Consider the following 17432-nt stretch of genomic DNA (forward strand, 5'->3'; position numbering starts at 1 on the left):
CTCAAGGAGACCCGCATGCGACACCCGCTCCGGATCGTGTCCGCCCTGGGCGTGGCGCTGGCCCTCGGCCTCGTCCCCGCCGCCGCACAAGCCGCCACCCCGGTCCACGTCAAGGAGGCCGAGCAGGGCAAATGCCTCGACATCCGGACCGAGGACGACATCTTCGTCCCCGGCGCCCGGCTGCAGCGCTTCACCTGCCACGACGTCAACGAGCAGCGGTGGGAGATCGTCCCGCTGGCCGGCGACTCGTTCCTGCTGCGCAACCCGCTGACCAGGCTCTGCGTGGCGGCCGGCTCGGCCGGCTTCGGCGCGCAGGTGGTGGAACGGGCCTGCGGCGACGCCGACCCCGCCGTCCGCTGGTTCACGCTGGGCGGGGTGCCGTTCGTCAAGGGGTCGGGGTTCAACCAGATCCGCTCGTCCCTGGCGCAGGGAAGCTGCCTGGACACCCTGGACACCTTCGTCAAGATCTTCCCCTGCTCGCCGGGGCTGACCAACAAGGCCCAGCTCTGGGCCGCGGTCTGACCTCGTGGTCCGACCTCGGGCTCAGGCCGGCGGCCAGTTCCTGAGCACCGCGTCCAGGGCGTCGAGGGCCCTGGACCAGGAGGCGTCCACCTCGCGGGGATGGCGGCGGAACCCGCCGGCCATCTCCAGCGTCACGTAACCGTGCAGCGTGCTGCTCAGCATGCGCAGCGCGTCGGTCTGGTCGGGCTCGGCCAGGTCGTAGCCGCGCAGGACGGCCCGCGTCAGCTCCGCGTGCCGGCGGCCCGCGGAGACGTCCAGCGACTCGGAGTCGAGCTCCAGCTGGGTGGCGGCGTACCGGCCCGGATGCTCCTTGGCGTAGCCGCGGTAGGCCGCGGCGAAGGGCACCAGCGCCTCCTTGCCCGACCGGCCGGCCAGCGCGGCGGCGGCCCGGTCGGCCATCTCGCCCAGAGCCAGCTCGGCCACCCTGACCCGCAGCTCCTGGATGTCCTTGACGTGCGCGTACAGGGCCGCGGGCTTGACGCCGAAGCCGCGGGCGAGCGCGGAGACGGTCACGTTCTGGAAGCCGACCTCGTCGGCCAGGTCCGCGGCCGCCCTGGTCAGGCGGTCGACGGTCACTCCCGCGCGGGCCACGGCAGCACCCTTTCTTACAGTCTTTAAGTATTTGCATACTACCGTTAAGAAAAGCTAGCCTCCACATTCATGAGACCCCTGACCGAACACGACATCCGCACGTCGTTCATCAACTGCTCCAAAGGCGAGGCCAAACGCGCCGGCCTGCCCAGGGATCTGGCCGACCTGCCCTGGGACGACCTCGACTTCCTCGGCTGGCGGGATCCCGGCGCCCCCGAGCGCGCCTACCTGGTGGCCGAGGCCGACGGCTCCCTGGTCGGCGTCGCCCTGCGGGTCACCTCCGGCGCCTCGCGCTCCTTCACCGCGCGCAGCATGTGCTCCTTCTGCCTGACCACGCACACCGGCGGCGGCGTCGCCCTGATGACCGCCCGCCGCACCGGCGAGCCCGGCCGCCAGGGCAACACCGTCGGGCAGTACCTGTGCGCCGACCTTGCCTGCCCCCTCTACCTGCGCGGCAAGAAGGAGGCCGCGGGCGCCGGCGTCGTGGACGAGTCGCTGACGCCGGCCGAGAAGGCCGCCCGCGCGCACGCCAACGTGCGCGCCTTCCTGGACAAGGTGACCGCCTGACCCGCCCGCTACTCGTCGTCCCAGGCCATCGAGCTCATCCGCCACCCGGCGGGCGTCCGGACGAACTGGGTGGTCTTGCGGCCCGCGCCCGCGAACCGCACGCCGTCCCGGACGCCGGACTTGCGGTAGTCGCTGAACCGCTGGGCGACCGACCCGAAGATCTCGGTGCGCTCGGCCACCTCCCACTCGCGGAACTCCGTCAGCGTCCCGTCGGTGAGCATGCGCTGCCGCGGCTCGACGAAACCGTCCAGGTCGTGCACCACGGGCTCGGGCCCGGTGTTGTTGACGATCACCGCCTGCGGGACGAACAGCTCCCGGACGGCGCCGACGTCCGGGCGGCGCCCGCCGGTGTTGGTGAAGGCGTCCAGGAAGGCCGCCATCAGCCGGTCGAGCTCGGCCTTGACGCCGCCGGCGGGCGCGTCGCCGGCCAGCAGCGACCAGACCTCGCTGTCGTGCCGCTCGCCCCGATGGGGGAAACGCTTGCGCAGCACGCCGTCGCGGGTCATGCCGAGCCGGCGCGCGACCTCGATGCTGCGCGTGTTGCCCGGCGAGACCCACCACTCCACGCGCGCCATGCCGCGCTCGGCGAACGCCCAGTCGATCAGCAGCCGGCACGCCCGGGTCACCAGCCCCCGGCCCTCACCGGCCGGCTCCAGCCAGCAGCCGATCTCGCACACCCCCGAGACCGCCTCGAACCGGGTGAACATCACGCCGCCGACCAGCGTGCCGGCCAGCCAGATCCCGTAGATGCGGGCGCCGTCGGCGGCCTGGTCGTCGGCGTAGCGCTGCAGGACGGCCGTCGCCGAGGCCAGGTCGGTGCTGCGCTCGGCCCACGGGATCCAGGGGTCCACCGACGGGCGGGCCCGGTCGATGTGATCGAGGAACTCCTGGGCCCGCCAGGGCTCCAGCGGGCGGAGCTCGGCCTCGTCGCCGAGCGGAAGTGCGAACACGGACACCGTCCCAAAGTACGTAACGAGCGTTCGGTATGTAAGGTAGCAGCATGCCGCCCGCCGCAGGAGACCGTGAAGCCCGCCGTGACGACGTCTCGCGGGCGGTCTGGCAGGTGCTGGCCGACAAGGGGTTCGGCGGGCTGACGCTGCGCGCCGTCGCCGCCGCCATGGGCGTGTCGACCGGCCTGCTCATGCACTACTTCCCCACCAAGCGGGCCCTGGTCGGGCACGCGCTCGACCTGCTGGAGCGGCGCACGGCCGCCCGTCCCCGCCGCGAGCCCCCGGCCCCCGGCCTGGCGGCGCTCAGGGCCGCGCTGCTCGACATCCTGCCGCTGGGCCCGGCCGACGTCGCCCGCAACCGCATCTGGGTCAGCTCATGGGACCTGGCCCTGGCCGACGACGACCTCGGCGCCGGCCAGGCCGCCCGCTACACCCGGCTGCGCTCGGCGCTGCGCGCGCACCTGGAGACCGCCCGCGACCTCGGTGAACTGCCCCGGGAGGCCGACCCCGAACGGCTGGCGGCCGGCGCGGTGGCGTTCACCCATGGGCTCGTCGTCCAGGCGCTGTTCGACCCCGGCCGCTTCCCCGAGCACGTCCAGGTCGCCCTGCTCGACGGCTTCCTCTCCTCGCTCGTCTAGGTGGCCACCGAGACGACGTGCCCCGCCGACGCCGGGTCGGCGGCCAGCTTCAGCATGCAGTCGGCCAGGTCGGCGCGGGTGGTGGAACGGCCGCCGCGCAGGTTGAGGTCCAGGGCCGTGCGGTAGCGGCCGGTGAGCCCGCCGTCGAGCAGGCGGGAGGGGCGCACGATCGTCCAGTCCAGCCCCGAGGCGCGCAGCAGGCGCTCGGACTCGGCCAGGTCGGTGTAGGAGTTCCTCAGCAGCGGCTGCAGGACGAGGGGCTTGAGCACGTACCGGGTGAACGGGCCGTCGCCGGCGTCGGCGACCAGGCCCGCGGCGCTCACCAGCAGCACCCGACGGGCCGGGACCCGCGCCATCGCCTGGAGGATCGAGCGCATGGCGGTCGTGTGCACGGTCGTCGGGCCGCGCCCGCGCGGGCCGAGCGCGATCAGGACGGCCTCCCCGCCCTTGATCGCCGGGGCGACGGCCCGAGGGTCGGCCAGGTCGGCGGTCACGGTCTCGACCCGATCGCGCAGCCCGGCCGGCAACCGGGCGGCGTCGCGGACGACGGCGGTGACCTCGTGCCCCAGATCGAGCGCCTGCCGGACGAGCTCCAACCCCGTGCGGCCGGTCGCGCCGAAGATGACGAGCCTCATGTCGTGCCCCTTCACGAGAGGGTGGGTGAACACTTACTCACCCTACTCGCCGCGGCCCTCAGACGGCGTCGGCCGGGACGTGCCGGTTCCGGGGCGCCTACGGGGCCGCCCGCGCCGCCGCCCGCGTCATGCCCCCCGGCGGCTCGGTCACCTTCAGTTCCGGCCTCTACCTCCAGCGGCCCGTCCCCGGCGCGGCCGCCGCCATTGCGATCCTCGGCGCCGTCGAAGGGCTCACCAGGACCCTGGCCGTCGAGCTGGCCCCGATGCGGCTGCGCGTCAACGCCGTCAGGTACGGCATCGTGGACACGCCGCTCTCGCGTGGCAGCCTCGGCCCAGACGGGGCGGAGGCGGTCGCCGCAGCCGGCCGGAACACGCCGCTCGGCCGGTTCGGCACCGCACAGGAGGCGGCCTCGGCCGCGCTGTTCCTCATGGCCAACAACTTCGCGACCGGCACCGTGCCCACCGTCGACGGAGGCCAGAGCCTGGTCTGACCTCCGCCGGGAGCGGCCCTCAGGCCAGGTTGAGCTGCCAGGAGACGCCGAACCGGTCGTTGACCCAGCCGAACCTGGTGCTGAAGCCGTACGAGCCGATCGGCATCAGCGGCTGGCCGCCCTCCGCCAGCGCCGCGTAGAGCCGGTCGATCTCCTCCTCGGTGTCGCACGCGACCCAGATCGACATCGAGGGGGTGAAGCCGAACGCGTGCCGCTCACTGCTGTCGATGCACATGTACTCCTGGCCGGCCAGGGTGAACGTGGCGTGCATGACGGTGCCCTCGGGCCCCGGCCCCTCCGGGCCGTAGTGGGAGACGGCCACCACCTTGGAGTCCTCGAACAGCGAGACGTAGAAGTTCATCGCCTCCTCGGCGTCGCGGTTCTGGAACATCAGGAACGTGGTGGTCTTCTGGCTCATGACTGGCCCTCCGTCGGTAGGTAGAAAGCGGTGGTGGCGGCGACCGCGGCGGCGGCGGCCCCGGGCGGCGCCCCGGCCTCCTCGAAGGCCGCGCCCCACGCCCGGCTGCTGGCCGTGATGTAGCGGCGGCCGTCGGCGGTCAGCTCGAAGCCGGCCTTGTCGGGCATCGGCAGCCCGGAAAGATGCAGCCAGAGGCCCAGGAGCCCGAGGTCCCAGCCCACGCCGACCGCCCCGGGCCCGAACCGGCCCCACATCTCCGGCGGCACCTCGGCGGTGTGACGCAGCTCGAACCGGGTGCCCCCGCCCTCGGCCGACAGGCGCACCTCGACCTCGGAGAAACCGGGGTCGGGCCCGAACAACCAGCTCACCCTGAGGTAGGAGGGCGGCTCGCAGGCGAGGATCTCCCCGCCCGCGTTGCCCTCCAGCTGGTACGTGCCCCCCAGCCGCAGGTCGCCGGAGACCGGCATGAACCAGCGGGCTATGCGCTCAGCGTCGGTGCAGGCGTCCCAGACGTCCTTCACCTCCGCGTCGTAGTGGCGGGTCAGGGTCACGGACTTGCGCTCGCCGTCCTTCAGCTCGCGCCTGATCCGGGATATCTCGTCAAGGCTGTCCATCGTGCTTCTTTCTTCTGCCCCGCGCCAGCTCGGTGGCCAGCGCGTCGAGGCGCTGCTCCCAGAAGCCGCGGAAACGGTCGAGCCAGAGGTCGACCTCCCTCAGCGGCGCGGGCTCCACGGCGTAGAGCCGTCGCGTGCCCTCGGCCCGCACGCTGGCGAACCCGTTGTCGCGCAGCACCTTCAGATGCTGGGAGACCGCCGGCTGTGAGACGCCGAACTCTCGCTGGATGACTGCGGTGACCTCGCCGGAGCTCTGCTCGCCGCCGGCCAGCAGCTCCAGGATCCGGCGGCGGACCGGATCCCCGAGGACGTCGAACGCGTGCACGACCTCAGTGTTTCAGGTGCAACTTATATAAGTCAAACCTGGGATAGGTGGTGGCGGATGAAGTCCAGCTCCAGCAGCAGCAGGTTCTCGGCCACGTCCTCCTGAGGGGCCATGTGCGTCACGCCGCTCAGCGGCAGCACCGTGTGCGGACGGCCCGCGGCCAGCAGCGCCGCCGACAGGCGCAGCGTGTGGGCGGCGAAGACGTTGTCGTCGGCCAGGCCGTGCACCAGCATCAGCGGACGGCTCAGGCCGGGCGCGTCGGCCAGCAGCGAGCAGCGGTCGTAGGCCTCGGGATGCTCGTCGGGATGGCCCAGGTAGCGCTCCTGCCAATGGGTGTCGTACAGGCGGGGATCGGTCACCGGGGCGCCCGCGACGGCCACGTGGAAGACGTCGGGATGACGCAGCACCGCCGCCGCCGACAGGTAACCGCCGTAGGACCAGCCGCGGATCGCCACCCGGCCCAGGTCCAGGTCGGGATGGCGGGCGGCGGCGGCCTGCAGCGCGTCGGCCTGGTCCTCCAGCGCGGCGCTCAGCTTGTCGAACCGGACCGCGCGCTCCCAGGCCGGCCCCCGGCCCGGCGTGCCCCGGCCGTCGGTCACCAGCACGGCGAAGCCCTGGTCGGCGAACCACTGCTCGATCGCGAAGCCGTCCAGGCCGCGCAGCACCCGCGCCGCCATCGGCCCGGCGTACGGCGACAACAACACCGGCAACCGCCCCGACCCCGGCACGTGCCCGGACGGGAACAGGACCGCCGTACGCAGGTCGCGCTTGCCCAGCGACACCAGCTCCACCCGCGGCCGCAGCACCGGGACCGCGCCGTGGGAGGCGATCGTCCGGCCGCCCACGCTCACAGCCACCCCGTGCTCCTCCAGGGAGCGGCGCACCACGACCGTCGCCCCGCCCGCGCGCGTGCCGGTGTGCACACCGGGCTCGGCGGTCACCCTGACCAGGCCCTCGGCCCTGGACCAGGTGCACAGGTGTCGTTCGGTGGGCTCCTCGCAGCAGTGGAGCAGCACGGTGTCGCCGTCGACGGCCAGCACCGCCAGCACCTGCAGGCCGGGCGGGGTCACCACGTCCTGGCCCACCATCAGGCGGCGGGTGTCGTCGCGGTCGACCGTCCAGACCAGCTCGCCCGCGGCCGTGCGCGACGGCACGCCGGGCACCAGCTCCAGCCAGGCGTCGTCGGTGTCCTCGCGCACCGGCGTGGTCGCCCCGGTCGCCGGATCGACCTCCAGGACACGGGTGGTGCGCTGGTCCCGGCTCTGCACCAGCACCAGCAGGCCCTGGCCGGTCCACGACACCGCCGCCACGTACTCGAAGGCCGCGCGGTCCCACACCACCCGGGTGCGCCGGCCCTCCAGCGTGACCAGCCACAACGACACGTCGGCGTTGGCCGTGCCGGCCGGCGGGTAGGCCATGGTCCGCGGCGGCCGGCCGGGCTCGGCCGGCTCGGCCAGGCACCACTTCTGCACCGCGGCGTTGTCCACCCGGGCGGCCAGCAGCCGGGTGCCGTCGGGGGCCCACCAGTAGCCGCGGTGACGGCCCATCGACTCGCCCGCCACGTGCTCGGGCAGCCCCCACGTCACGTCGGTGCCGTCGGGGACCAGCAGCGGCCGCTCCCCGACGTGCAGCGCGCCGCCGGAGACGAACGCGACGTGCTCGCCGGTGGGGTCCAGCCGCGGGTCGGAGCCGGTCAGGCCGAGCGCGGTCACCTCGCCGGTCAGCAGGTCGACGGTGTGCAGCGCGCCGTCGGCCGCGTAGACGGCCTTGGTGACGGCCGCGTCGGTGGCGTAGGCGACGATGCCGGAGGCGTGCTCACGGGTGCGCTCCCGCCGGGCGCGCTCGGCCTCCGACAGCCGCGCGCCGGGCACGGGCGCGCCCGGCTCGGCCAGCAGGCGCTCCTCCCCCGTGGCCACGGTGAACGACCACAGCCGGTGCACCGGATCCTCGCCCGAGGACGACCGCAGGAAGATCACCCGCGCGCCGTCCGGGGAGATCGTGAAGTTCCGCGGGACGCCGTAGGTGAAGCGAGCCGTGCGGGCGTGCTGGCGGGGAAGCGTCAGGGGAGGCATGGCGCGATCATAGGCACGGCCCGTCGAGGCGGCGCAAGGCAGGCCAAGGTGGCGGCGCGGGCACGCTCCCGCGCCGCCGCGCGAGGTCAGCGGTCCTCGAACCGCACGTCGTCGAACAGCGCCTCGTCGCCGGTCGGAGCGGTGCCCGCGCTGCTGAAGGCGTAGCCGTCCATCGAGGTCACGGCGGCCGTGCGGGGCAGCGTGGCGATCTGGCGGTCACCGGCGTACAGGGTGGCGGAGGAGGTGGTGGCCTCCAGACGAATCCTGGTCCAGCCCTCGCCGACCGTCCCGGCGGGGGCCAGGGTCGTCCACTTCTTGGTGGCGGCGTCGTAGCGGCTGACCGCGCCGGCCCTGCTGATGCTCAGGTGGTAGGCCGACGTCGTCCCGCTGGTCACGGTGAACAGGAAGGAGTTGGTCACGCTGACCGGCCTGTAGCGGAACTCCAGAGTCTTGCGCGCGCTCGCGGTCGTGGTGCGGGCCGCCTTGGCCATGAGGGTGGTGGACTTGTCGGACAGGGTCAGCGCGCGGTCGGCGCCCACCTCGTACGGCGACACCCATGCCGCCGACAGGCTCTGGTAGCCGCGCGGGCGCAGCCAGATCGGGTCGTTGTCGAAGGTGTCGGTCGTGGAGTAGAGCTCGACCTCGTTGAGCATCGCGCAGCTCGGGCCGATCTCGGCGTCGCAGTCCGGCGTGGCCTCGACGACGATCTTGACGTGCCGGCCGGTGGCGTTCACCGGCTGGTGGCGCAGCGCGTAGTCGGTGCGCCCGGTGACCGTGGCCACCGGGCGGCCCCAGTCGGCGCCGTCCTTGGAGACATAGACGCTCGCCGAGGCCGGGTGCCCCGGGCGCAGGCTGAGCCCGATCCGGTTGAAGGTCTGCTCGCGGTCCAGGTGCAGGACGTACTCGCCGGGGCCCTGGGAGACGGCGCTGGACCAGTACGCGGTGCTGCCGTCGAAGGCGCCGTCGGGGCGCACCCGCGGCCGCCGGGCGTCGGCCCAGGTCATGTTCGTCTCGACGGTCAGCTCGCCGGCGCGCTGCTTGGCGGCCAGGTCGATCCGGCCCGCGCCGGGGGCCAGGACGTCCAGATGGCGGCGCTTGACGGCGTACCAGCCGCCGTTCTCGAACCTGCCGCTCGCCGGGCAGGCGGTCTCGTTCAGCGTGCCGTCGGCCTTGACGCCGGGCAGCTTGCAATTGTCGAAGAGCTGGACCAGCCGGTTGGCGCCGACGGCGGCCAGCGCCGTGTAGCCGGACGAGCCGTGCGTGTCGTAGACGCCGTCGCGGTTGTGGTAGGTCACGCGCTGCTGCGTCCAGGAGTCGCCGCGGCCGTCGGGGGAGATCGCCAGCCAGTCGTCCGGACGGCCCGCGCTGAGCACCAGCACGCCGTTGGGCATGAGCAGCAGGCGCGGCGCCACGCCGCGCACCGTGCAGCTCTGGCCGGACAGCTGCAGGTCGCGCACCGCCGACCAGGTGCGGCCCTCGTCGGTCGAACGGCTCCAGGCCAGCGTGGAGTAGGTGCCGCCGTCCTTGCGCATGACCGCCAGCAGGCTGCCGTCGGCGGTCTGCTCGACGGCCGTCTCGTTGTACGTCGCCTCGCCGGCCGGGCGGGCGACGACGCCGCGGCGGGCGAAGGTCCGGCCGCCGTCGGCGCTGGCGTACAGCTCGGCCTGGTTCTTGCCGCCGGTGGCGGTGTAGCGGGCGTAGACGGTCACCAGGACGGTCCCGTCGGCCAGCTGGATCGGCACGCCGTGCGCCACGCCGCCGCCGACCAGCTCGTCCGGGCTGGTGAAGGTGGCCTTGGCGGTGTCCCAGGTCTGGCCGAGGTCGGTGGAGGTGTGCACGTCCAGCTCGTTGGTGTGGGCGTCGACCTTCGACAGGTAGTAGGCGGTGCCGAACAGGCGGCCGTCGTGCAACTGCACCGGCGCCTCGCGCAGCGGCGTGCTGCGCGCCGGGCCGAAGGTCAGGCCGCCGTCGTCGGAGACGGCCATGCCGCTGGTCTGGGCCATGACCGCGTCCACGTTGGTGGACCAGGTGGCGATCAGCTTCTGGCCGGGCGTGCCGTCGGGCCTGACCACGTCGATCGCGGTGAGATTGGGGAAGCCGGCGTAGTCGCGGCGCTGGGCCGCCGTCGGCTCCTTGGCCGCCGGGCGCGGGCTGGGGTAGACCCAGTCCACGAAGGCGTCGCTGCCCGATCCGGCCAGGTAACCCTCACGCGGCCCCGACTCCTGGGCGGTGAGGGCGGGCGTGTCGGGAATCGAGCAGTACGCGGCCGCGTGCGCCGTCCCCTGCAGGACGACGGGAAGGGGGGCCAGCAGGCAGGCGGCGAGCAGCGCTCTTGTGGGCAGCACGGGGGAAGGACTCCTTGCGCAACGAACGATCGACGTCCGTTTTGTCGTTTATTTACGCAAGAAGGCTATATTTGACCAAAAGTGGAGGTGTAAGTTGTAACTGCCTTATGTCCGCTTTGTGATGAAGTGCGGGTCAGTCGTCGAGCCCGCGGGCCGACAGCGCCTCGCCCAGCGCGTCCGCGTGCCGCAGAGCGCCCACCACCAGCGGCACCGCGAAGGCCCGCACACTGCGCTCGACCCCCCGCGCCCGCTGCGCCTCCCTGATCCGCACCGCCAGCGACGCCACCACCGGCACGCTGCGCACGGTGAGCGAGAGCAGCAACGACAGCCGGAACGGATCCAGCCCCACGAACCTGACCGGCGCCAGGACGCGCTCCAGCGCCGCCAGCATGTCCGCCGTCCGCGTGGTGAGCGTCACCAGCCCCGCCAGCGCCACGGCCAGCACCACCCGCAACGTCGAGGACACCGCCGCGTCCAGGTCGGCGAACACCAGTTGCAGCACGAACAGCATGATCGCGAACCAGCGCACCGGCCGCACCTGCGCCCACGCCGCCCGCCCCCCGACCCGAGCCGACGCGTACAGCGCCGCCACCACGACCGCCGCCCCCGCCAGCGCCACCGGCGGCCGCACCAGCACCAGCGCCGTGCACGACACCGCCAGCCCCGCCAGCTTGACCCCGGGCGGCAGCCGGTGCAGCCACGAGCCGCCCGGCACGTACGCCCCGGTGAGCCCGTTCACGCCATCAGCTCGGTGTAGTGGCCGATCGCCTCGGCCGGCGTGCCGTCGGCGACCACCCGGCCCTCGTCCAGCACCAGCACCCGGTCGAACCCGGCCAGCAGCGGCAGGTCGTGCGTCACCGCCACCACCTGCTGCGGCATCTCCCGCAACAACGCGGCCACCTGCCGCGAATGACGCAGGTCGAGCAGCGTCGTGGGCTCGTCCATGACCAGGATGTCGGGTTCGAGGACCATGACCGCGCACAGGGCCAGCAACTGCTTCTGACCGCCGGACAGGTGGTGGGCGGGATGGTCGGCGTGCCCGTCCAGGCCGTGCCGGGCCAGCACGTCGTGCACCCGGCGCTCGACCTCCTCACGCGGCAGGCCCTTGCGGCGCAGGGAGAAGGCGACGTCCTCGGCCACGGTCGGCATGACGATCTGCGCGTCGGGGTCGGTGAACAGGAACCCCACCCGCCGCCTGATCCGCGCCGCCTGCCGGCGGGTGTCCAGGCCGAGCACGGTGACCTCGCCCGAGGTGGGCACCGCCAGGCCGTTGATCAGCCGGGCCAGCGTGCTCTTGCCCGAGCCGTTCGCACCGACCACGCCCACCCGGCGCTCGGTCAGGCTCGCGGTGACGCCGCGCAGCACGTCGCGGCTGCCCAGCCGGACGTGCACGTCGGCGAACTCGATCACGCGACCACCTCGAACAGCGCGGCCACGCCCAGCCCGCCGCCCACCGCCGCGGCCGCCAGCCCCAGCGTGCCTGCGGGCGCCCCGGCCCGTACCAGCCTGGAGAAGAGCCTGGTCACCACCACCGCGCCGGTCGCGCCCCACGGATGGCCGAGCGCCAGCGCGCCGCCGCCCGCGCACACCCGCTCGCGGTCGGCCTCCAGCGGGTCGAGGCCGAGCGCGTCGGTGACGGCCAGCACCTGCGCCGCGAACGCCTCCACGATCTCCACCGCGGCCACCCGTCCCATGTCCACCCCCGCACGTGCCAGCACCCGGCGGACCGCGGGCACCGGCCCCCATCCGGGCAGCGCCGGATCGCACCCGACGACGGACCCGGCCAACAGCCGCAACCCCGGCAGGCCGGCCCGCTCGGGCGCCAGCGCCACGGCGGCCGCGCCGTCGCTGACCGGGGAGGAATTACCGGCGGTCACTGTACCGCCCGGCACGAACGCCGAAGGCAACCGGGCCAGCGACGCCGCCCGCAGCGCCCTGGGACGCTGGTCCTCCGACCGGCCGCCGACCGGCACGATCTCCTGGTCGAAGGCGCCCGCCGCGCGGGCGGCCAGCGCCTTGGCGTGGCTGAGGCGGGCGTAGTCGTCCTGGCGGTCGCGGCTGATGCCGTACGCGCCGGCCAGGGCTTCGGCGGCCGGGCCCATGTCGGGGTCGGGATGGCCCTCGGGGGCGAACGGCGCCCGGTCGTAGGGACGGTCCGCGCCCCGCGGCGTGCGCAGCGGCGCGGTCGAGGCGCTCTCGGCTCCCCCGGCGATCACCAGGTCCATCTCCCCCGCTGCCACCGCCTGCCCGGCCACCAGGATCGCGGCCAGCCCGCTGCCGCACTGCCGGTCGACGGTCAGGCCGGGCACGCCGTGGCCCAGCCCGGCGGCCAGCGCCGAGATCCGGGCCACGTTCCCGCCGGGGCCCATGCAGTTGCCGAGCACCACGTCGTCCACCGGCCGGCCGGCCTCGGCGGCCACCGCCTCGATCACGGGGGCGGCCAGCCGGTCGACGCTCACGTCCTTGAAGGCGTGCCCGGCCGTGCCGATCGGCGTACGGCGGGCCGCCACGACGACGGGTCGTCCGCCCACGTCAGACCAGCCTCCGGAGCTCGGGGTCGCCGCCGGCCAGCCGGTCGGCCACCAGGCCGCGGGCCGGCTTGCCCGACCCGGTGCGCGGCAGGGCGGGCACGGCGTACCAGCGGCGGGGCCGCTGCGCCACGTCCAGCCCGCTGCGCGCGACGGCCTCCAGCAGCGCGCGCGGCGGCGGCGAGGCGCCCTCGACCACCGCGGTCACCACCGAGCCGAGCGACGGGTGCGGCGACCCGATCACCACGATGTCCCCCACCCCCGGCACGTTCCGCAGCACCGCCTCGACGTCCTCGGGCACGACGGTCGCGCCGCCGGTCTGGATCGCGCCGTCGCCGCGCCCGCGCACCCGCAGCACCTGCCCGGCCCGGTACGGCTCGGCCAGGTCGCCGACCGTCATCCAGCCCGCGCCGTCGCGGCGCAGCGGGCCCCTCGCGCCGCCCAGATAGCCGTCGGCCAGCCACGGCGAGCGCGCCCACACCTCGCCCAGCGTGCGCCCCGGTTCGGCCCTGACCTCGATCTCGACCTCCGGAAAGGCCCGCAGCCCGCCCCCGTCGGGGTCGAAGGCCACGAACGACAGCTCCGTCGCGCCGTAGTAGGACATCACCCGCACCCCCGCCCGTCCGGCCAAGTCCCGGGCCTGCCCGCTCAGCGCCGCGCCGCCGACGACGGCCGTACGCAGGCGGGGCGCCTGCTCCAGCACCTCGGGCAGCCGGTGTGGCACCAGGTGGATCGCGGTCGCCGCGCGCAGCGACGCCGCCGTGGGCCGCCCACCCGGCACGACGGCGGTCGCGCCGACGGCCAGCGTGTGCACGGCGGCGAAGGCGTACAGGGAGGAGACCAGCGGGCCGGGCACCAGGACGACGTCGGCCGCCCCGATGCCGGTCAGCTCGGTCAGGTGCGGGAAGGAACGCGTCCAGGACGCGCGGGTGCGCGCGACCGCGCGCGGCCGGCCCGTGCTGCCGGAGGTGAAGCACGCCCACGCCCGGTCGCCGGGACGGGGCTCGGGCACGAGGGGCGCGCCCGGCGTGGAGGGCAGCGGCTCCTCGATCCGCAGGTCCGCGCCGGCTGCCCCGGCCACCCGCGCCCACCGCTCCGCGCTCCACGCCGGATCGCCCACCAGCGGTGTCACCCCCGCCAGATCGGCCGCCAGCACCGCGATCAGCAGCTCGACCGGGTCATGAAGGGCGATGGCGGCCAGCTCGCCGCGCCCGCGAAGATGCCGCGCGCCGCCCTGGACGCGTCCGGCCAGCTCACCGTAGGTCAGCGAGCCGCCCGGGCCGCGCAGCGCGACCCGGGACGGGCCGTCGGCGGCATGCCGCAGGACGTGCTCGGCGACCGGCATCAGCGCACCCGTTCGCGGTGGATGGCCGGAACGGCGTCGGGATAGGCGCGCTGCGTGCCCCTGGCCACCAGCGCGGCCACCACCGCCTTGAGCGCGTCGCCCGGCAGGAACACCGCGCTGAGGGCCAGCGCCTTGGTGAGCGGCAGCCCGGTGACCAGCGCCTGCACCGGCACGCCCACCAGGTAGACCACCCCGATCCCGCCCGCCGCGCACGCCACCAGCAGCCGCAGGACGCTCGGCGTCCGGCCCGCCCGCTCCACCAGCAGCCCGGTGACCGCGGCCCCCGGGACCCAGCCGAGCAGGAACCCGGCGGAGGCGGCGGTGAACACGCCGAGCCCGCCGCGCCCGCCCGCCAGCAGCGGCAGCCCGGCCGCGACCAGCACCAGCAGCACGACCACCGCCAGCGCCCCCCGCCGGCTGCCGAGGATGGCCCCGGCCAGCATGACGCCGAGCGTCTGAAGAGTGATCGGCACCGCGTTGCCGAAAAGGTTGACCGCCCCCGGCGCGCCCAGCACCGCGATCAGCGCGGCGAACACCGCGATCCTGGCCAGGTCACCGGTGGGGAACCGCCGTCTTCCTGCGTTCGTCATGAGGACGATCCCACACCAGAACGGGCCGATCCCGCATGCAGGGTTCCCACAACACCGGCGGCTACGCCTTGTCAGAGGCGCTCATGCAGTGCGCCGTCCGGAACGCGTTGGTGATCTTCGTGTGCCAGGAGTCCAGCTCGCGGGCCGACAGGGTGGCGTTCGGGAAGGTCACCGTGACCCGCCGGGACACCCCGGAGATCGTCGCCGCCATGGAGACGTGGATGCGGTCGGGGATCACCGTCGTGCCGTCGGGATAGTGCACCTCGACGCGGTAGTCGGCCACCGCGCCGCCCTTGGCCTCCAGGCAGGCGCGGGCGCCGTTCTCGACGCGGAGCATCAGGCCCTGGTTGATCTGCCTGCCGCGCATGGGGACCAGGTTGTAGCGCAGGCTGGCGCCGGAGAAGGAGGAGGCGATGAGATGGCCGCCCTGCCAGTCGCCGCTGCCGCCCCAGTTGCCGACGGTGGCCTCGCACCCGCTGCGCGCGGCCGCCTTCCTGGCCAATTGGGGGGCCAGGGCCTGGGCGGGCCGTCCGGCGCCGTCGGTGGTGTAGGTGCGGGAGCCGTCCTTGTAGGTGTGGTTCTTGGCCAGGTGCCGGATGCAGGCGGCGGCGTCGGTGCCGGTGCTGGGGCCGGCCGCCTGGGCGGGGGCGGTCAGGGTGGCGGCCGCCAGCGCGGCGGCGCACAGGACAGGGGGGAGCCGGGTCATGGGCATGAGAAGGCATTCCTCTCGCGGGGGACGCACGACGGGCCCGCTCCGGCAGGCTGCTTCGCCCTGTCGGCGAGCGCGTCGGCTTTGTCGCGATAGTGATGCCCCGACGAAGTTGTAGCGGAACGTTGCTGAAACGCTACTGTTCGTAGTGATTACAGGTAGGTCGCCCTGTTCAGGGTTCGACGACGGCCCAGCCGTGCGGGGGCAGGGTCAGCAGCGAGCCGGCCAGGACGCCGTCCCCGGCGGCCAGGCTCCCGGAGAACGGCAGCGTGACCTGCGACGGCTCGTCGGCGGTGCTCAGCGCCACGGCCAGCGCGTGGCCGCCGGAGCGGCTCTCGTAGGCGTAGAGCTGGTTGGACAGGACCAGGTCGGTGGTGTGGGCGCGGGACAGCCACCGGTGACGGCGGCGCACCGCGACGAGCCGCTTGTGCAGGTCAAGGACCGGCAGGCCGGTCGGCGGCATCTCCAGCGGGGAGGCGGGGAAGGCCGGGCGCACGGCGTCGTCGCCGCCCTCGCGCTCCTCCTTGACGCCGCGCAGGGCGTACTCGTCGCCGGCGTACAACGAGGGCGTGCCGGCGACCGTCATCAGCACGGCCAGGGCGTGCGGCAGGTGGCGCTCGTCGGCCAGGCGGCTGGCCAGGCGGGTGACGTCGTGGTTGCCGACGAACGTCATCGGCGCGAAGGACTCGGCGAAGGCGGTGTGGCGCTTGAGCGCCCAGGCCAGCTCGAAGGCGTTGCGGTCGTTGAGCGAGCTCCAGATCGCCTTCCACAGCTCGTACTGGGTGACCGCGTCCACTCCGGTCTCGGCCACGAACGCGGCGTAGTCGCCGTGGATGACCTCCCCCACCACGTACGCCTCGGGCCGCCCGCGGCGCACCTGAGGCAGCACCCGCGCCCAGAACTCCGGCGGCACGGCGTAGGCGGCGTCCAGCCGCCAGCCGTCGGCGCCGCGGTCGAGCCAGTGGGCCATCACCGCCGCGACGTGCTCGGCGACGGCCGGCTCTGCGTGGTCGAGCGCGACCAGCGACTGGTGCCCTTCGAAGTCGTCGTGCGCCGGAGCGCCGCCGCCGGCCGGCCAGCGCAGCCGGAACCAGCGCGCGGCCGCCGAGCCCGGCCCCTCGCGCAGCGCCTGCTGGAAGCGCGGGAAGCCCTGGCCCACGTGGTTGAAGACGCCGTCGAGGAGCACCCGCAGCCCGCGCTCGTGGGCGGCCGACACCAGCGCGTCGAAGTCACCGTCGTCGCCCAGGCGCGGATCGACGCGGAAGTGGTCGAGGGTGTCGTAGCCGTGGGTCTCGGCGGCGAAGATCGGGCCGAGCTGCAGCCCGTCGGCGCCCAGCGCGGCGGCGTGGTCGAGCCACGGCGTCAGGCCCGCGAGCCGGTGGGTGACCCGCGGCACGGCGGCGCGCTCGGCGCCCAGGAAGCCCAGCGGGTAGACGTGCCAGAAGATCGCCTGCTCTGCCCAGGACGGCACGTCAACCCCCCGATGAAGATCCGAAGCTCATTCTAGGCGGGGCCCCGCCGGGAGCCGCCCGCCGGGGCCCCGCCCGGCTCACGCGCCGGTCGTGAGGCGCTTGTAGAAGAAGCTGCAGTCGAGCAGGGTGCCGTCGGGGGCGCCGGCGTAGCCGGGCACGACGCCGTAGCGGGTCCAGCCGCCGGTGCGGTAGACGTGCTCGGCGGTGCTGCCGGTCTCGGTGTCGAGCACCAGCAGGCCGGCCCCGGCCGCGACGGCGCCGTCCTCGGCGGCGGCCAGCAGGAGGCGGGACAGGCCGCGCCCGCGCGCCCGACGGTGCACCAGGAGCTTGACCAGCTCGGCCCGGTGCCGCGAGTTGGGCTTGCGGGCCAGGACCAGGCTGACCGTGCCGGCCAGGAAGCCGTCGGCGTCGCGGCAGGCCCACACCGCCATGCCGCCCTCGGCCACCGCCGCCGCCTGCCCCCGCCACCAGGCCGCGGCCTCCTCCGGGCCGAACGGTTTGAGAAAGCCGACCGAGGCGCCGCCGTCGACGGCGTCGGCCAGCAGCACGGCCAGCTCCTCGACGCTGCCGGCGAACTCCTGCGCGGACATGCGGGTGACGGTGTGCACGACAGGGCTCCT

19 protein-coding genes and 1 pseudogene are annotated in these 17432 nt (G+C 74.3%); 4 read left to right on the forward strand and 16 right to left on the reverse strand.

Features of this window, described 5'->3' with window-relative positions:
• Positions 1 to 15 precede the first annotated feature (15 nt).
• Positions 16 to 522 (forward strand): ricin-type beta-trefoil lectin domain protein, encoded by a 507-nt coding sequence (locus AB0J46_RS24560; protein ID WP_364335733.1) that lies wholly within the window; start codon positions 16 to 18, stop codon positions 520 to 522.
• A gap of 21 nt (positions 523 to 543) precedes the next feature.
• On the opposite strand, the gene AB0J46_RS24565 is transcribed toward AB0J46_RS24560, so the two are convergent.
• Positions 544 to 1113: a WHG domain-containing protein gene (locus AB0J46_RS24565; protein WP_364335735.1), complete on the reverse strand. Its 570-nt coding sequence runs from the start codon at positions 1111 to 1113 to the stop codon at positions 544 to 546.
• Positions 1114 to 1182: 69 nt separating this feature from the next.
• On the opposite strand from AB0J46_RS24565, the gene AB0J46_RS24570 reads away from it, so the two are divergent.
• On the forward strand, positions 1183 to 1680 hold the full coding sequence (locus AB0J46_RS24570; protein ID WP_364335737.1) for an FBP domain-containing protein: 498 nt from the start codon (positions 1183 to 1185) through the stop codon (positions 1678 to 1680).
• Between the two features lie 8 nt (positions 1681 to 1688).
• On the opposite strand, the gene AB0J46_RS24575 is transcribed toward AB0J46_RS24570, so the two are convergent.
• Positions 1689 to 2636 carry a GNAT family protein gene (locus tag AB0J46_RS24575; RefSeq protein WP_364335739.1) on the reverse strand — a complete coding sequence of 316 codons (948 nt, stop codon included), beginning with the start codon at positions 2634 to 2636 and terminating at the stop codon, positions 1689 to 1691.
• Between the two features lie 44 nt (positions 2637 to 2680).
• On the opposite strand from AB0J46_RS24575, the gene AB0J46_RS24580 reads away from it, so the two are divergent.
• A complete protein-coding gene (locus AB0J46_RS24580; RefSeq protein ID WP_364335741.1) occupies positions 2681 to 3268 on the forward strand; it encodes a TetR family transcriptional regulator C-terminal domain-containing protein in 588 nt (195 codons plus the stop codon).
• Here AB0J46_RS24580 and AB0J46_RS24585 read toward each other — a convergent pair.
• Positions 3265 to 3903 carry an SDR family oxidoreductase gene (locus AB0J46_RS24585; protein ID WP_364335742.1) on the reverse strand — a complete coding sequence of 213 codons (639 nt, stop codon included), beginning with the start codon at positions 3901 to 3903 and terminating at the stop codon, positions 3265 to 3267. The genes AB0J46_RS24580 and AB0J46_RS24585 overlap by 4 nt on opposite strands.
• A 95-nt stretch (positions 3904 to 3998) precedes the next feature.
• Here AB0J46_RS24585 and AB0J46_RS24590 point away from each other — a divergent pair.
• Positions 3999 to 4394, forward strand: a pseudogene (locus tag AB0J46_RS24590) (SDR family oxidoreductase); the annotation flags it as partial.
• Between the two features lie 19 nt (positions 4395 to 4413).
• On the opposite strand, the gene AB0J46_RS24595 reads toward AB0J46_RS24590, so the two are convergent.
• The 13 genes from AB0J46_RS24595 to AB0J46_RS24655 form a co-directional block, all read right to left on the reverse strand.
• The gene (locus AB0J46_RS24595) at positions 4414 to 4812 is read right to left on the reverse strand and encodes a VOC family protein (RefSeq protein WP_358004655.1); all 399 of its coding nucleotides are present in this window, start codon (positions 4810 to 4812) and stop codon (positions 4414 to 4416) included.
• Complete coding sequence (locus AB0J46_RS24600; protein WP_364335744.1) at positions 4809 to 5426, reverse strand: SRPBCC family protein; 618 nt, start codon at positions 5424 to 5426, stop codon at positions 4809 to 4811. The genes AB0J46_RS24595 and AB0J46_RS24600 overlap by 4 nt, the downstream gene beginning before the upstream one ends.
• On the reverse strand, positions 5413 to 5751 hold the full coding sequence (locus AB0J46_RS24605; protein WP_352356418.1) for a metalloregulator ArsR/SmtB family transcription factor: 339 nt from the start codon (positions 5749 to 5751) through the stop codon (positions 5413 to 5415). The genes AB0J46_RS24600 and AB0J46_RS24605 overlap by 14 nt, the downstream gene beginning before the upstream one ends.
• Positions 5752 to 5783: 32 nt before the next feature.
• Positions 5784 to 7823: a prolyl oligopeptidase family serine peptidase gene (locus AB0J46_RS24610; protein ID WP_364335746.1), complete on the reverse strand. Its 2040-nt coding sequence runs from the start codon at positions 7821 to 7823 to the stop codon at positions 5784 to 5786.
• An 86-nt stretch (positions 7824 to 7909) separates the two neighbouring features.
• Positions 7910 to 10168, reverse strand: a complete 2259-nt coding sequence (locus AB0J46_RS24615) for an exo-alpha-sialidase (RefSeq protein WP_364335748.1) — start codon at positions 10166 to 10168, stop codon at positions 7910 to 7912.
• 133 nt (positions 10169 to 10301) lie between these two features.
• Positions 10302 to 10907: an energy-coupling factor transporter transmembrane protein EcfT gene (locus AB0J46_RS24620; RefSeq protein WP_364335750.1), complete on the reverse strand. Its 606-nt coding sequence runs from the start codon at positions 10905 to 10907 to the stop codon at positions 10302 to 10304.
• Positions 10904 to 11578 carry an ABC transporter ATP-binding protein gene (locus AB0J46_RS24625; RefSeq protein ID WP_364335752.1) on the reverse strand — a complete coding sequence of 225 codons (675 nt, stop codon included), beginning with the start codon at positions 11576 to 11578 and terminating at the stop codon, positions 10904 to 10906. Before AB0J46_RS24625 ends, AB0J46_RS24620 begins: the two co-directional genes overlap by 4 nt.
• Positions 11575 to 12699 (reverse strand): thiolase family protein, encoded by a 1125-nt coding sequence (locus tag AB0J46_RS24630; RefSeq protein ID WP_364335754.1) that lies wholly within the window; start codon positions 12697 to 12699, stop codon positions 11575 to 11577. Before AB0J46_RS24630 ends, AB0J46_RS24625 begins: the two co-directional genes overlap by 4 nt.
• Before the next feature lies 1 nt (position 12700).
• Entirely contained in the window at positions 12701 to 14041 is a 1341-nt protein-coding gene (locus tag AB0J46_RS24635) for an AMP-binding protein (protein WP_364335756.1), read from the reverse strand.
• Positions 14041 to 14631, reverse strand: a complete 591-nt coding sequence (locus AB0J46_RS24640; RefSeq protein ID WP_364335758.1) for a biotin transporter BioY — start codon at positions 14629 to 14631, stop codon at positions 14041 to 14043. The genes AB0J46_RS24635 and AB0J46_RS24640 overlap by 1 nt, the downstream gene beginning before the upstream one ends.
• Before the next feature lie 61 nt (positions 14632 to 14692).
• Positions 14693 to 15337: a DNA/RNA non-specific endonuclease gene (locus AB0J46_RS24645; protein WP_364335760.1), complete on the reverse strand. Its 645-nt coding sequence runs from the start codon at positions 15335 to 15337 to the stop codon at positions 14693 to 14695.
• Between the two features lie 175 nt (positions 15338 to 15512).
• On the reverse strand, positions 15513 to 16811 hold the full coding sequence (locus tag AB0J46_RS24650; RefSeq protein WP_364335762.1) for an alpha-amylase family protein: 1299 nt from the start codon (positions 16809 to 16811) through the stop codon (positions 15513 to 15515).
• A 78-nt stretch (positions 16812 to 16889) separates the two neighbouring features.
• Positions 16890 to 17420, reverse strand: coding sequence for a GNAT family N-acetyltransferase (locus tag AB0J46_RS24655; protein ID WP_364335764.1), 531 nt, complete (start codon positions 17418 to 17420; stop codon positions 16890 to 16892).
• Positions 17421 to 17432 lie beyond the last annotated feature (12 nt).

This window comes from Nonomuraea sp. NPDC049758, assembly GCF_040674635.1.
Classification (GTDB): Bacteria; Actinomycetota; Actinomycetes; order Streptosporangiales; family Streptosporangiaceae; genus Nonomuraea.